The sequence below is a fragment of the Streptomyces sp. N50 genome (assembly GCF_033335955.1).
Lineage (GTDB): Bacteria > Actinomycetota > Actinomycetes > Streptomycetales > Streptomycetaceae > Streptomyces.
On the sequence record NZ_CP137549.1, the window covers coordinates 7095110 to 7108921 of the forward strand.

Annotated in this window: 11 protein-coding genes; 8 read left to right on the forward strand and 3 right to left on the reverse strand. The window is 71.1% G+C overall.

Annotated elements, in window-relative coordinates; genetic code table 11:
• Positions 1-117: 117 nt before the first annotated feature.
• The 4 genes from R2B38_RS32010 (at position 118) to R2B38_RS32025 (ending at position 2939) form a co-directional block, all read left to right on the forward strand.
• Positions 118-513 (forward strand): cell division protein SepF, encoded by a 396-nt coding sequence (locus R2B38_RS32010; RefSeq protein ID WP_318019312.1) that lies wholly within the window; start codon positions 118-120, stop codon positions 511-513.
• A 98-nt stretch (positions 514-611) separates the two neighbouring features.
• Positions 612-1934 carry an ATP-binding protein gene (locus R2B38_RS32015; protein WP_318019313.1) on the forward strand — a complete coding sequence of 441 codons (1323 nt, stop codon included), beginning with the start codon at positions 612-614 and terminating at the stop codon, positions 1932-1934.
• The gene (locus R2B38_RS32020; RefSeq protein ID WP_033283915.1) at positions 1931-2257 is read left to right on the forward strand and encodes a nucleotide pyrophosphohydrolase; all 327 of its coding nucleotides are present in this window, start codon (positions 1931-1933) and stop codon (positions 2255-2257) included. Before R2B38_RS32015 ends, R2B38_RS32020 begins: the two co-directional genes overlap by 4 nt.
• Positions 2258-2468: 211 nt before the next feature.
• Positions 2469-2939 carry a DUF6099 family protein gene (locus tag R2B38_RS32025; protein WP_033283914.1) on the forward strand — a complete coding sequence of 157 codons (471 nt, stop codon included), beginning with the start codon at positions 2469-2471 and terminating at the stop codon, positions 2937-2939.
• Positions 2940-3019: 80 nt separating this feature from the next.
• On the opposite strand, the gene R2B38_RS32030 is transcribed toward R2B38_RS32025, so the two are convergent.
• A complete protein-coding gene (locus tag R2B38_RS32030) occupies positions 3020-3172 on the reverse strand; it encodes a hypothetical protein (protein ID WP_318019314.1) in 153 nt (50 codons plus the stop codon).
• Positions 3173-3383: 211 nt separating this feature from the next.
• On the opposite strand from R2B38_RS32030, the gene R2B38_RS32035 reads away from it, so the two are divergent.
• Positions 3384-4307 (forward strand): LLM class F420-dependent oxidoreductase, encoded by a 924-nt coding sequence (locus R2B38_RS32035; RefSeq protein ID WP_318019315.1) that lies wholly within the window; start codon positions 3384-3386, stop codon positions 4305-4307.
• Between the two features lie 47 nt (positions 4308-4354).
• Here the strand turns inward: R2B38_RS32035 and R2B38_RS32040 are convergent, their stop codons facing one another.
• Positions 4355-5833, reverse strand: coding sequence for an MFS transporter (locus R2B38_RS32040; RefSeq protein WP_318019316.1), 1479 nt, complete (start codon positions 5831-5833; stop codon positions 4355-4357).
• A 174-nt stretch (positions 5834-6007) separates the two neighbouring features.
• On the opposite strand from R2B38_RS32040, the gene R2B38_RS32045 reads away from it, so the two are divergent.
• The 3 genes from R2B38_RS32045 (at position 6008) to R2B38_RS32055 (ending at position 8669) form a co-directional block, all read left to right on the forward strand.
• Positions 6008-6673: a TetR/AcrR family transcriptional regulator gene (locus tag R2B38_RS32045; RefSeq protein ID WP_318019317.1), complete on the forward strand. Its 666-nt coding sequence runs from the start codon at positions 6008-6010 to the stop codon at positions 6671-6673.
• Between the two features lie 157 nt (positions 6674-6830).
• Complete coding sequence (locus R2B38_RS32050) at positions 6831-7502, forward strand: ABC transporter ATP-binding protein (RefSeq protein WP_318021850.1); 672 nt, start codon at positions 6831-6833, stop codon at positions 7500-7502.
• 168 nt (positions 7503-7670) lie between these two features.
• On the forward strand, positions 7671-8669 hold the full coding sequence (locus R2B38_RS32055) for an ABC transporter ATP-binding protein (protein WP_318021851.1): 999 nt from the start codon (positions 7671-7673) through the stop codon (positions 8667-8669).
• A gap of 2097 nt (positions 8670-10766) precedes the next feature.
• Here the strand turns inward: R2B38_RS32055 and R2B38_RS32060 are convergent.
• Positions 10767-13634 carry a hypothetical protein gene (locus R2B38_RS32060; protein ID WP_318019318.1) on the reverse strand — a complete coding sequence of 956 codons (2868 nt, stop codon included), beginning with the start codon at positions 13632-13634 and terminating at the stop codon, positions 10767-10769.
• Positions 13635-13812 lie beyond the last annotated feature (178 nt).

A 13812-nucleotide genomic window follows, 5' to 3' on the forward strand; every position in this document is an offset into this window, starting at 1 on the left:
GGGGTCACTGTGAGATGCGGCCCGATCTTGTCGCGGAGTGTGTCGCAGTTGGGCCGAACGGGTGACAGTGCGCAACAATTGCCGGATGCAGACTGCCAGCGCGACCCAGGACGGAGCATGCCGGTGAACAGCCACGATGTCACCGACGAACAGTGGGAAGGGCTCGCCCAGGTAGTGCCGCTGCGGGGGCGCGACGCCTGGCCGTCCGCCGTGGGCCACCGGGCGATACCCGAGGCCGAGACCGAGCCGCGCCGCCGCTTCGTCGTGCTCCGCGTGAACGTGTTCGGGGACGCCCGCGAGGTCGCGGAGACCCTGATGGCGGGCATCCCGGTGCTGCTCGACCTCACCGGCGCGGAGAGCGAAGTCGCCAAGCGGGTGCTGGACTTCAGCACCGGCGTCGTCTTCGGCCTGGCGAGCGGGATGACCCGCGTCGACCGGAACGTGTTCCTGCTCACACCGCCGGGGACCGAGGTGCAGGGGCTGATGGAGGGCGCGGGGGTTCCGGGCGTGTGAGTCGCCCCGGTGGCGAGGGCGCTGGGCCGGTCCCTCGATCGTAGGAAGGTCCCCGGGGCGGAACGGTTCGCCTGACGGCGGAGGCCTACGGTCCGGATATGACCGTGTCAGCACAGTCGCCCCAGTCGTCCGGCTCCTCCCGGTTCTCCACGCCGCCCGTGTCCTCCCGGTCGTCCGAGTCCGTGCCACCGCAGGGGCGATCACCCGAAGCGACCTCGCCCCGGGGTCGGCCCGAGCCGTCGGCCGCCGTCGCCCCGCCGTCGTCGCGGACGCCCGAGCCGACCGGCCCCGTGCGCATCGAGGCGCACCCCGACCGGCCGCACCTCACCGAGCTGCGGCTGTCGGCCTTCGCCACGCACCGGGGCGCCGGATTCCCGCTCGGCTCCCTCACCCTCTTCACCGGGCCCAGCGGCTGCGGCAAGACAAGTGCGCTGCGGGCCTACGAGGCACTCGCGCGGCTCGGCGCCGGGAGTGCGGTCGGCGAGGTGTTCCCGGACCCCGTCGCCTGCGTCCCGGAGCGGGCCCGGCCCGACGCCCAGCGCCGACGCGGATTCAGGATCGGCTGTACGGCGGACGGGCCCGAGGGTCCGGTACGGCTCGACGTCGCCGTCCAGGCCGAGCCCGAACTGCGCATCGTGGGCGAGCGGTTGACGTCGGGCGGGCTGGTCCTGCTGGAGACCGCGCTGCGCGATCCGTCCCGCCGCTCGGTGCAGGCCGCCTGGCATACGGCGGGCTCGTCGCCGGTCACCCGCGCACCCCTGCCGGACGACCGGCTCGGCACCGCCCTGCTGCCGTTGCGCGTCGCCGGGAAGACGGACGGGCAGCGCCAAGTCCTCGCCGCCGCCGAGCAGATGGTGGTCGCCCTGCGCTCCGTCTTCGCCTGCGATCCGGCCCCCGAGCGGATGCGTGCTGCCGTGCCGATCGGTGACGGGCGGCTGCTGCGGGACTGCGGGAACCTCGCCGACGTGCTGTGGCGCACCCGGTCCGAGTGCGGGCGACGCCACGGGCAGCTCGTCACGGCGGTGCGGACGGGCTGCGCCGGACCCGTGGTGGACATCCTCGCGGAACCGCTGGCCGACGGCATGCTCCGCGCGGTCCTCGACCGGGGTGACGGTCCGCGCACCGGCTTCGAACGGCTCGGTGACGGTGAACTCCGGTACGCGGCCCTGGCGTTGGTGCTGCTCACCGGCCCCGGCGTCCTGGAGGTCGACCCGCCCGGCGAGGTCCCGGCCGCGATGCAGACCCTGACCGTCCTCGCCGACGGCCTCGACCGCGGAGTGGACGTACGGCAGCGGGCCGAACTGCTGCGGCTCGCGGCGCGGATGTGCGAGCGCGGGCACATCCGGCTGGTCGGCGCGGTGAGCGACGCGTCCTGGGCCTCTCGGATCGACGGGGTCACAGTGGTAGACCTTGAGCCGTGACAGAACATCTCGACGTGGCGAAACTGCAGCGCAGACTGGCCGAGTTCGCGGCCGCGCGGAACTGGCAGCAGTACCACACCCCCAAGAACCTCGTCTCCGCGCTCAGTGTGGAGGCCTCCGAACTCGTCGAGATCTTCCAGTGGTTGACCCCCGAGCAGTCGGCGCGGGTGATGGACGACCCGGAGAGCGCGCACCGGGTGCGGGACGAAGTCGCCGACGTCCTCGCGTACTTGCTCCAGCTGTGCGAGGTCCTCGGCGTCGATCCGCTCGCGGCGCTGGACGCGAAGATCGACCGGAACGAGGGCAGGTTTCCGGCGCCGTAGCCGACAAGTCCCCGTCGTAGGCGATCGATTGGGGGAGTCCGCGCGTCCATTTTCACTCTCCGGAGTCATTCATCTGTCCGCAACCGATTTGTTGTCCACAGATTTCCGCCTTCCTCTGGCTTTTCGTCTCAGGGACTCTCACTCTGGGTAGTGGACAAGGGAGTTCGGGCGGACGTGCGAACAGCACGTCGGGATATGACGGGGGCAGCGCATGGACGCGATGCGGCTCATCGTGACGAGCAGGCGCGCCCTGGCCGGAAGCGGCGGTGTGCCGGAGACCATGACGGAGGTGTGGCAGGCGCAGGCTCTCGCCCAGGCGATAGGCAGCCGCCTCGCGGTCTTCGGCCCGCCCGAACTCCGGGGCGAGGCACTGGGGTTGACCGAGTTGGCGGGCCGGGGCTGCGGAGTGCTGGACACCCCGGTGCTGGCCGTCGAGGACTTACGCGCGGCCCAGCTGACGGAGTTGGGTGACGCGCGCCTCGCCCTGCTGTGCCTGGGCGGTCTGCTCGGGGAGGTCGGTATCGCCCTCGTGGGCATCGCCTGCGCGGCGGACGACGAGGGGACGTACTGGCAGTGCATGGAGGCGATCGACGCGGCGGACGAGTCCCGGGACCGGGTGCTGGAGATGCTCCGAAGACTGGCGGACCGGGAGCAGGCGGTACCGGAGCGTGAAGCGGGGTGACCTCGTGGTTGCGGTTCGTGGGGTCTGCGCGACGCCGTCGTGGCTGGTCGCGCAGTTCCCCGCGCCCCTTTAGGGGCGCTTCACGCGTCCGTGTTGTCCATCGACGTCGACTGCAGGTCCGCGTCCAGGGCGGAGAGGTCGGCGTTCAGGGACGCCATCAGTTCCTCCATCTGCTGCAACAACCCCTTGGGTTGCGCAGGTCCACCCTGCTGCGGCACGGCTTCTTCGGACATGACGGCCTCCTCGGCCCGTGGCCTCCCCGGCGAGGAGGAGGCGGGAATCCGGGCGGTCCGGCTCCGCCCGAGCCAACGATCATCGACGGGGCCGGTCACTGGCGCGGGCGCCCCCCGGGCGCACGGTTGACGCAATTTCACCCGACCGGGCACGAGATGGGCCGAAGGGACCGATGGGGTTGACCGGGACCCGAGCGTGCAGGATGGAACCATGGATCTGCGCATCTTCACCGAGCCCCAGCAGGGGGCGACCTACGACACCTTGCTCGCCGTGGCCAAGGCCACCGAGGACCTCGGCTTCGACGCCTTCTTCCGCTCCGACCACTACCTGAGCATGGGCTCGGGCGACGGGCTCCCCGGTCCCACCGACGCCTGGATCACCCTGGCCGGACTCGCCCGTGAGACCAAGCGCATCCGCCTGGGCACCCTGATGACGGCCGGCACCTTCCGCCTCCCCGGCGTCCTCGCCATCCAGGTCGCGCAGGTCGACCAGATGTCGGGCGGCCGGGTCGAACTCGGCCTGGGCGCGGGCTGGTTCGAGCAGGAACACACGGCGTACGGCATCCCGTTCCCGAAGGAGAAGTTCGCGCGCCTGGAGGAGCAGCTCGCGATCGTCACCGGCCTGTGGGCGACCAAGCCCGGCGACACCTTCGACTTCCACGGCACGCACTACGACCTGACCGACTCGCCCGCGCTGCCCAAGCCGACGCAGGCGAAGATCCCCGTGCTGATCGGCGGCCACGGCGCGATCCGCACGCCCAAGCTGACCGCGCGGTTCGCCGACGAGTTCAACATGCCGTTCGCCTCGATCGAGGACAGCGCCCAGCAGTTCGGCCGGGTCCGCGCCGCCGCCGAGGCCGCCGGCCGCAAGGCCGACGACCTCACCTACTCCAACGCCCTCGTCGTCTGCGTCGGCAAGGACGACCAGGAGGTCGCCCGCCGCGCCGCCGTGATCGGCCGCGAGGTCGACGAGCTCAAGGAGAACGGCCTGGCGGGCACCCCGGCCGAGGTCGTCGAGAAGATCGGCCGCTACGCCGAGATCGGCGCCGAGCGCATCTACCTCCAGGTCCTCGACCTCGCCGACCTGGACCACCTGGAGCTGATCTCGGCCCAGGTGCAGACGCAGCTGTCGTAGCCGGCGTACGGGACGCGGGCGGGGTACCGGGACCCCGCCCGCAGTGTCTAACTCCGTACTCCCGCCGCCTCGTTGGCCGCCGCGGGCACCCCCGGGTCCGCCGGGACCCGCCGTCCCGGCAGGAACGCGGCCAGCACCAGGGCCGCCAGGGACGCCGCCGAACCGATGCCCATGATCACGCGGAAGCCGTTGTGGGAGGGGACGGTGAGGGAGCCGAAGCTCGTCGTCATGTGGGCCAGGACGACCCCGGCGACGGCGCTGGAGGCGGACGTACCGATGGACCGCATCAGGCTGTTGAGGCTGTTCGCGGCGGCTGTCTCGGACAGCGGCACGGCGCCCATGATGAGCGCGGGCATCGCGCCGTAGGCGAAACCGACACCCGCCGAGATCACACAGCACACCACCACGACCTGCCAGACCGCGGCCATCATGACCACCCCCAGGCCATAACCGGCGGCCACGATGAGCGCGCCCAGCATCAGGGTGACCTTGGGTCCGGCCGTCGCCGAGATCCGGGCGGAGAGCGGTGCGGTCGCCATCATCACCAGACCGGACGGGCCGAGCGCGAGCCCGGCCGCGAGCACGGTCTGGCCGAGGCCGTAGCCGGTGAGGGTGGGGAGTTGGAGCAACTGCGGTACGGCCAGCGACATCGCGAACATGGCGAAGCCGAACACCACGGACGCGAGGTTGGTGAGCAGGACCTGGCGGCGCACGGTGGTGCGCAGATCGACCAGCGGCCGTACGGTACGCAGCTCCCACCAGCCCCACACCAGCAGGACCACAACCGCCATGGCGAACAGCCCGGTTGTCGTGCCGCTGCCCCAACCCCAGTCCGCGCCCTTGGAGATGGCGAGCAGCAGACACACCAGACCGATGGACATCCCGACGCCGCCCACCACGTCGAACCGGCCGCCGCTGCGCACCGCCGACTCCGGTACGAGGGTCACGACGAGCGCGGCCACGACGGCGCCGAGCACCGCCGCCGTCCAGAACAGCACGTGCCAGTCCGCCTTCTCGGCGATGAACGCGGCCGTCGGCAGCCCGAGCGCACCGCCCACGCCCAGCGACGCGCTCATCAGCGCGGTCGCCGATCCCAGCCGCTCCGGGGGGAGTTCGTCGCGCATGATGCTGATGCCGAGCGGGATGACGGCCATCGAGACGCCCTGGAAGGTCCGCCCGACGATCATCGGCACGAGCGAGTCGCTGAGCGCGCCGATCACGGACCCGACGATCAGCAGCACCAGGCTGAGCAGCAGCATCCGCCGCTTGCCGTACATGTCCCCGAGCCGCCCCACGACCGGGTTGGCGACGGCACCGGCGAGCAGGGTCGCGGTGATCGCCCAAGTGGCGTCGGACGGCGAGGAGTTCAGCAGCTTGGGGAGTTCCGGCACGATCGGGATGATCAGCGTCTGCATCAGCGAGACGGTGATCCCGCCGAGGGCCAGGACCCAGACGACAGCGCCGGAGCGGGACGGACCGACCCCCTCGACGGGAACGGGCGGGGCGGGGGAGTTGGACGCGGACATGGCGAAGCCTCCGGCTGATGCGTGCTGGTGCGTACGACACGAGGCTGAACGAAACGAGTCTGGCATGTTTTTCGTATGGCATACACAAAATAGACGGAGACAGGATCGGGAACTGCCGGAGCGGTAGCCTTCCCCTGTCCGGGCACGGCTGTCGCGGACGGAGAGGCACAGCGGATGACGCAGGTGGCGACGGGTTCCGGCCGCCGGGGCAGGGGGCGCCCGCCCCGGCTGTCGCGGGAGCGGATCATCGAGGGCGCGGTCGGGGTACTGCTCGCCGAACCCGCCGTCTCCCTCACCATCAAGGGCGTGGCGGACGTCGTCGGCGCCGCCCCCATGGCCCTCTACCGCTACTTCCCGGACCGCGACGCCCTCCTCCAGGCCACCGCCGACCACGTCCTGGAGGTCATGGAGCGCGCCCCCATCGCCGACGGCCCCTGGCCGGACCGCCTCCGCGCCTGGATGCGGGCGGGCCACGCCAACCTCCGCCCCTACCCGCAGCTCATGCCCTACATGACGACCACCCGGCACCCCGCCTGGCTCCCCAGCCTCACCCGGCTGCGCGAGATCCTCACCCCGGCCGGCCTCTCCGCCGAGGACCTCGCCCTCGCCGTGGCGCTCATCTGCTCCACGATGCTCGGCCACGTCGTCTACGACGGCTACCGCAGGCCCGACGAGGAGATGACGGCCCTGCTCGACGACGCCCCCGGCCCCGACCCCGCGACGGACGTCCTGCGCCCCCTCCTCGCCGGTCTGCCCGCGGCCCATGCCCGCCTCTACGACACGATCGTCGACCAGACGGTCACGACGGTGGAGCAGCTGGCGGGCGGGGCCGCCGGATAGGCAGGGGGCGTTCCGCCTTGCGGGAACCGGGACTTGGGCGGTCGGCGTACCGTACGGTGCGGTTGCAGGACCGGGGCGAGCTGGGGGAGGGCGTGTGAGCGAGCAGTTCGGTGGGCGTGGCGCGGTCGCGGAGGCCGGGGCGGCGGCGGGCGGCGCGATGGTGGTGGTCGAGGATCTGCGCCGCACCTATGGCAGTGGTGACACGGCTGTCCATGCCCTGCGCGGGGTCTCCTTCAGCGTGCCGCGCGGTGAACTCGTCGCGCTGCGGGGGCGTTCCGGGTCCGGGAAGACGACCGTGCTCAATCTCGTCGGCGGGCTGGACACTCCGGACGGCGGCCGGATCACCCTGGAGGGTACGGACCTGGCCGGGCTCGGCGATGACGAGTTGCTGGCGCTGCGCCGGGACCGTATCGGGTTCGTCTTCCAGTCCTTCGGGCTCATCCCGATCCTGACGGCCGCCGAGAACGTCGGGGTGCCGTTGCGCCTGCGGAAGGTCCCGGCCCGTGAACGCGAGGCCCGCGTCGAGCTGTTGCTGTCCCTGGTCGGCCTCTCCGACCACGCGGACCAGCGTCCCGGTGAGCTGTCCGGCGGTCAGCAGCAGCGGGTCGCGATCGCCCGCGCGCTCGCCAACAACCCGGCCCTGATCATCGCCGACGAACCCACCGGCCAGCTCGACGCGGACACCGGTCTCACCGTGATGGACCTGCTGCGTGCGGTCGTCCGCAGCGAGTCGGTCACCGCGCTCGTCGCCACGCACGACACCCAACTGCTCGCGCTGGCCGACCGGGTGCTCGAACTCCGTGACGGACGGATCGTCGAGGACGGCTGACGGGTACGGGCGGCGCAGGGTCGGTGAGGCTTCCGCGCCACCTTGGCGACCGTTCGACATCGTTATCCGCGTCCACATCAGCAAGCGTCATTCCATCTCCTCTCCTCTCCTCTCATCTCCTCGGGGGACCGTGTGGCAGTTCACCAACAGCCCACCGGGGCACCGGACTTGGCCGAGCTGCGGCGGCGGGCCATAGCGGCCGCGGTGCCGCGGCGCGAGGAGGGGCTGGTCGTCTGCGAGAACCTGGTGCGGATCTACCAGACCGAGGGCGTCGAGGTGCAGGCCCTCCAGGGGCTCGATCTGGCCGTGGCCCAGGGCGAGATGATCGCGGTGATCGGGGCGTCCGGCTCCGGCAAGTCCACCCTGCTCGGCATACTCTCCGGCCAGGACGTACCGACTGCGGGTGCGGCCGAGGTCGCCGGACACGACCTGCTGGCGATGAAGCGCCGCGAACGCCTCGACTACCGTCGCGGGACGGTGGGTTTCGTCTGGCAGCAGACCTCCCGCAACCTCCTGCCGTACCTCTCGGCGGCCGAGAACGTGATGCTCCCGATGACGTACACCGGCATCAAGCGTTCCCAACGCCGGGCGCGCGCCGAGGAGTTGCTGGACCTGCTGTCCGTCGGCCACTGCCGGGACCGTACGCCCGACACCCTCTCCGGCGGCGAGCAACAGCGGGTCGCGGTCGCCGTGGCCAACGCCAACGAGCCCCGGGTGCTGTTCGCCGACGAACCCACCGGCGAACTCGACACCGCCACCAGCGACGAGGTCTTCGCCGCGCTGCGCCGGGCCAACGAGGAACTGGGCGTCACCGTGATCGTGGTGACCCACGACGCGTTGGTGTCCGAGCAGGTCCAGCGGACGGTACGGATCCGCAACGGCCGTACGTCCACCGAGGTGTTGCGCCGGGTCGCCACCGACGAGGACGGCGTCGAGGTGCTCACCGCCGAGGAGTACGCGGTACTGGACGCCAGCGGCCGGCTCCAACTCCCGAGCGAGTTCACCGAGCGGCTGCATCTGCGCAAGCGGGTGCGGCTGGCCCTGGAGAGCGATCACATCGGCGTGTGGCCCGACGAGGCGGCTCGGCGGGCGAGGTCCGAGGCGGAGGGTACGGAGGCTGCGGAGGAACCGGCGAGCGGCGGCCGGCATGCCGAGGGTATGCGGTAGGGGGTTCGCGCGGCGGCCTCGCGCGTAGAGCCTCCGCGCACGGAGTCTCTGGCCGATCGTCACCGCTGTCCCAGACTTCCGCACCGGCAATCGCCAGAAGTGCGATCGGCGACGACGCGAACCTTGTACGAGCTTCAGCAGAAGCAAGCTTCTCGGGCCACCGTGTCCGGCCGGGCACGCGACGCCAGGGCCCGTCCGCTTCGAACATGAGCTGAGCCGGGTTCGACCATCGCGAGCGACGGCAGGGACGAACCCGATCTCCTTCAGCCCGAGCACGCCTGCTTGCCGCCGGAACGACGGGATCTCTCTACCCCTGATCACTTTTTTCGTCACCAAGGGACTGGGCAACCACGATGTCGGCCACGAAAACGAAGACCAGCGCCGGAGCCACCTTCGTGAGGAAGGCGCAGGCCCTGCTGCCGCCCTGCTGCCTTCAGGGCGGCTGCTACGGACGTACAGGTGCCCTCGACCGCCGTTCGCTTTCATCGCGCTGTCGCCCACCCGGACGCGGGAGTTGTGGACAGGTTGGTGCTCGATCCAGTCGAGGAAGAGGAAAGCCACCGGGCCGGTTCACGGCATGGGGGGCCGTCACGTGAGGTGCCAGGGCGTCCAACGCTCGATCTGGGTACGACGCCTGAAGCACTTTGAGATGGCTGGACTCGGCGTCGTACCAGGCAACGGTGTCGCCTCCCGCGGTGGTCACACGGAGCCGGTCGTGCCCATGGTGCTTCCGCTGCTTGACCACTGAGCCGGGGGTTCCCACCCCTGTCGACGACGACGCGTCATCGCGATGGGGCCAACTCCCGCCGACGGCAGGAAGGCTCCGGTCATCAACTCGGAGGCCGTCCAGGGCTGTTACACGCTCCTCGACGCGTTGCAATCGTCTTCCATCCGCCGCTACGAGATCACACCCCACTGGCCTTGCACCGCCGGCCTGTGCGCGTACGGGCCTCGGGGCTCCGTTCCTGCCTTCGGCTCGCGCCGCCTGAAGATGCCCTCAGGTTCAGGCGTCATCGGCCCGGCGCATGTACCGCAGAGGTCAACCGCAGTACCTGAGGGGAGATCAACGACATGCCTCCGCCGGGGGTGCTCAGGCTCCAGGACGGACGGGGCGCCGTTCGCGATTGCCGGCCCCGTAGTTGGTTGGCGGGCGCTTAGGACGGCATTGGGTTGAGGATCAGTGGGCCCGGCGCCCCGACGAATTAGCCACACCTCAAGCCGTCCCATTGGCTACAAATCAGGCAACGGTTGACAGCTGTCAATTTGTCAAACGAGATTATACGTTCAAGATCAATGATTCGGCCGCCCCCCATCTGACCAGGCACTTCACAAGCGGAGTCGCACTCTCACGGTGACTCTTAAAGCTTGCAATGCGGATCGGCGAATCTTAGTATCCAAGCTCAGATACCTCGTGGGCTTCCATGATGCCCGGAGGACAAGTGCTCGCGCTTCAAGAACGAAGGCCCGGCACGGACTGGCATCCGAACCGGGCCTCGCTCGGAGCGTTTCTGCGTCAGGTGGGTTCGACCGTCCACCATTCGGTCGCACTCGCCTGACGAGCACTACGGCCGAGCCGCTGGCCCGACTAGCGGGCAGCTACCTGACTAACGCATCCTGCGACCGCTGCAATCGTCGACAGGACCGCCAGGAGGATCGGGATCCACCAGTCGGGTTCCCGCTTCTTCCTCTTGCGCTCCTTGCGACTACCGCTCATCGCAACTCAACTCCCTACCCGGGGTGTTGTCAGCCTGCCTTGTGGCATCACTGACGCCTCGGTACCCAGCCGAGGCGAACGAGGCCGGGGAGCAGTCGAGTTGCGCCACACCTTACAGCCTGTGATCCACCCGCCCGAGTCGATTCCTCAGGTGTACCAACGAGTAGGCGTGCCAAGTCGTGGTGACATCAATCACCGTGATGGATCGTGGCCTGCGGAACTGAACCCTCCTTCGGGACGGGAAGCCCTGAAAGTCTGAACCTCGGACGTGCCGCGCCGGCGGCAGACCAGTGGGCGGCCCGACCGAGCGGACTGGCTGTTCACCGCTTGAATCCCGAGCGCGAGCGCGGATCCACGAGCTGCCGTGTTCACATGCGCGATCTTCACGTGAGGCGTAGTACAGCCCCCAAGCGTCGCCTGCGCGCGAGCACAGTCTCGGTCGCCGCGGCCGTCAGGATCAGGGTGGTCACGCCGGCGACGAGGGCGAGGGTCAGGGAGTAGTCGGTGTGCAGGGTCGGCTGGGCCGGGCCGCCGGTGAACTGGCGTAGGTCCAACGTCCCTGCCAGGAGCCGGGGTTCGAGCAGGCCGAGCAGGGTGCCGCCCACCGCTGAGGCCACCGCCAGCGGCAGGAGTTGGAGGAAGTGGATCGCCCCGGCCTCCCTGCCGCCGAGGCCGAGTGTGCGCAGGAACGAGGTGGTGCGGCCGCGTTCGTGGGAGGTGAGGGTCAGCTCCAGGGCGAGCGCGAGCAGGCCGGACAGTGCGGCCAGGATCGAACTGGTCGCGTAGATCGTGCCGAGGCCCTGCGTCAGGCCGTCCGCGCGCAGGGTGTTCAGGGTCTCGGAACGGACGCGGATCCGGGCCAGCGGGCCGAGCGCTTTGGCTGCCGCCGAACGCAGTGCCGTGGGGCTGGGGGTGGTGGAGCCGTCGCCCTTGAGGAGCAACACCGTGCTGCCCGAGGCCTGTTGGGGCAGCAGGTGGTCGGCGGTGGCGGTGGTGATCAGCATCGGTGTTCCGGCCGGGAGCTGCGCCGTGATCGGGCCGAGGAGGGGGTCGCGCAGCTCCGCGGGGGTGAGGGTGCCTACCGGTTTGAGGGTCAGGTTCACCGGCGGTTGCCCCTGGGTCACGATCGTGGTGGTGAAGCCGCCGGTTCGCTCGCTCCCCCAGAGGCCGGGGGAGAGGAAGGACGGGAGCGGGGTGCTCGCGCTGGTGCGGGTTCCCTCCGGGGTGGTCAGACCGGGCAGCAGGGCGGCGGCCAGGGGTGACTTCGGTGCTACGGCGGCGAGTTGGCGGGGGTCCACGGTGATCACGGCGACCTGGGGGATCGCCGCGCCGTCGGTCTGTCCCGCGAGGTCGAGGGTGCGTAGGTGTTGGACGGCGGTGCGTATTTCGGCGGGAGCCACGGTCCCGCCCGTACCCCCTGCCGGTGTCACGATCCCCGCCACCGCCGCGCTCGCGTCCGCGCCGGTGGTCCACGCCGCCCCCGTGGCCAGCCCGTCGTCGACCGTACGCTGCACCAGGCCCCCGAACACCGCCGTGCCCAGCGTCAACACCAGGACGAACAGGGCGAGTCCGGTCGCCGGGGCGTCGTGCGCGGCGCGGGCCGCGCCGACGAAGCCCACCACGCCCCGGCCACGACGGGTCCGCCGTAGCACCAGGCGGAGCACGAACGGGTAGACGCGCAACAGGATCAGTACGACGGCCAGAGCCACCAGTACCGGTACCGCGCCCAGGATTCCGTCGGGGCCCTGTGAGCGGAGCGCGAGCACGCCCGCCGCCGTCGCGAGCAGCACCGTCAGTTCCAGGACCACGCGTCGGCCCACGGCGGTTCTGCGGCGCGTGCGGCGCAGGCGGCCGGGGCGACGGGGTTCGCGGACCGCGAGCCAGGTCATCAGGGGGACCGTCAGCAGCACCACCGCGGTGACGAGGGCGGCGGGCAGCGGTTGCGGTGAGCCGGAGGTGCCGGTGGGGGCGAGGGCCCGGCCGGTCGCCCAGCCGAGCAGCGCGGCGAGCAGCACCACCGGCCAGGCCACGGCACAGCGCAGCAGCACCAGCCGCGCGGCGGACGCGCCCCGCGCGCGCTGCAACCGCAGGTGGGGTTGTCTCCGGCGCAGGAGTAGGCGTACCGCTACGGCTACCGTGGCCAGCGCGACCGCGGCGAGGGCGTCGACGGCGTAGGTCGCGAGGGCTCTGGCCTGTTGGTCCTGGGCCGTGAACGTGGTGAGCAGCGGGGTCAGGGAGTCGGTCACCAGCAGGGACTGGGTGGACTGGCCGCCGACCTGGCAGCTGATGTCGCCGGTGACCCAGTCGCTGCCCTGGCACAGGGCGGCGCTCAGGTCCGCGCCGTAGTGGGACAGCGGCCCGGTGAGCGCGCGGGCCCGGTCGAGCGCGGCCCCGGACAGATCGGCGCGCACCTGCCAGGTCACCCGCGGGCCGCCCACCCCGGCACCGGCCAGCAGGTCGGCGGCGTCACGGCCGACGAGGCCGCGGACGGCGAGCACGGTGCCGGTGGAGCGTTCCGCCGGGTAGCGCGAGGGCTGGTCCAAGGTCTCGCGGCCGGTCCAGAAGTCGTCGGTGGTGGCCGTGGGGCGGTAGATCCCGGTCACCAGCAACTCCGCCTGGGGCGCCGCGTTCTGTGCCCCGGGCGTCTTGGCGAATTCGAGGCTCAGGCGGCTGCCGGTCCGGACGCCCAGTGCCCGCGCGGTGGCCTGGGACAGGCCGATCTGGGGTGTGGTGGCCAGCGGGGTGTGGTCGGCGGGCGCGCGACCGCTGACGTAGCGGAGGTGGGTCCGCGCGGACGGCAGGTAGCTGACCGTGAGTTGGGTGCTGGTGCTCGCCGGGCCCGGCGAGCGGGGTGTGAGCAGGGATGCCGGGTCGTAGTCGTAGCTGCCGCCGCCGGTGAAGGACAGGTGCCGTGCGGCTGTGCCGCTGAGCGGCTGGGTGAGGGTGCGGCCGGCGGTGAGCAGGGTGGCCATGTCCACGGCGGGCGGTGAGGTGTTGAAGATCTCCGGTGTGGTGCTCAGGCTGATGAGGGGGGCCTGGGCCTGCGCCGCGTCGACGCGTTGCCGTAGCGCCCGGTCCTCCTGGCGGCCCGCGAGGGCGGGGGCCCAGGCACACAGCGCCGTCAGTACGAGGACAAGTACCGCCAGGCAGGCGAGCATCGGCAGGTCACCGCGCGTCTCCTTGCGGATCAGGCGTCGCGTCACCGCCGGGCCCGGGCGCGCGGGTCGTGCCACCGTCTCGGGCGTGTCCATGGTCCGGGTCACTGTCCGCCCTTTCCGGTCGTGCCCGGTCCCCTGGGTAGCGTCAACATCGGTTCTGCGCCTGCCGGTTGGGTCACCGTCCAGCCTCTCCGGTCGTGCCCGGCTCCCACGGGTCTCCGCAACTCCACGTGTGCGCAGGCTGGTTGGGCCACCGTCCGCCCCCTCCGAT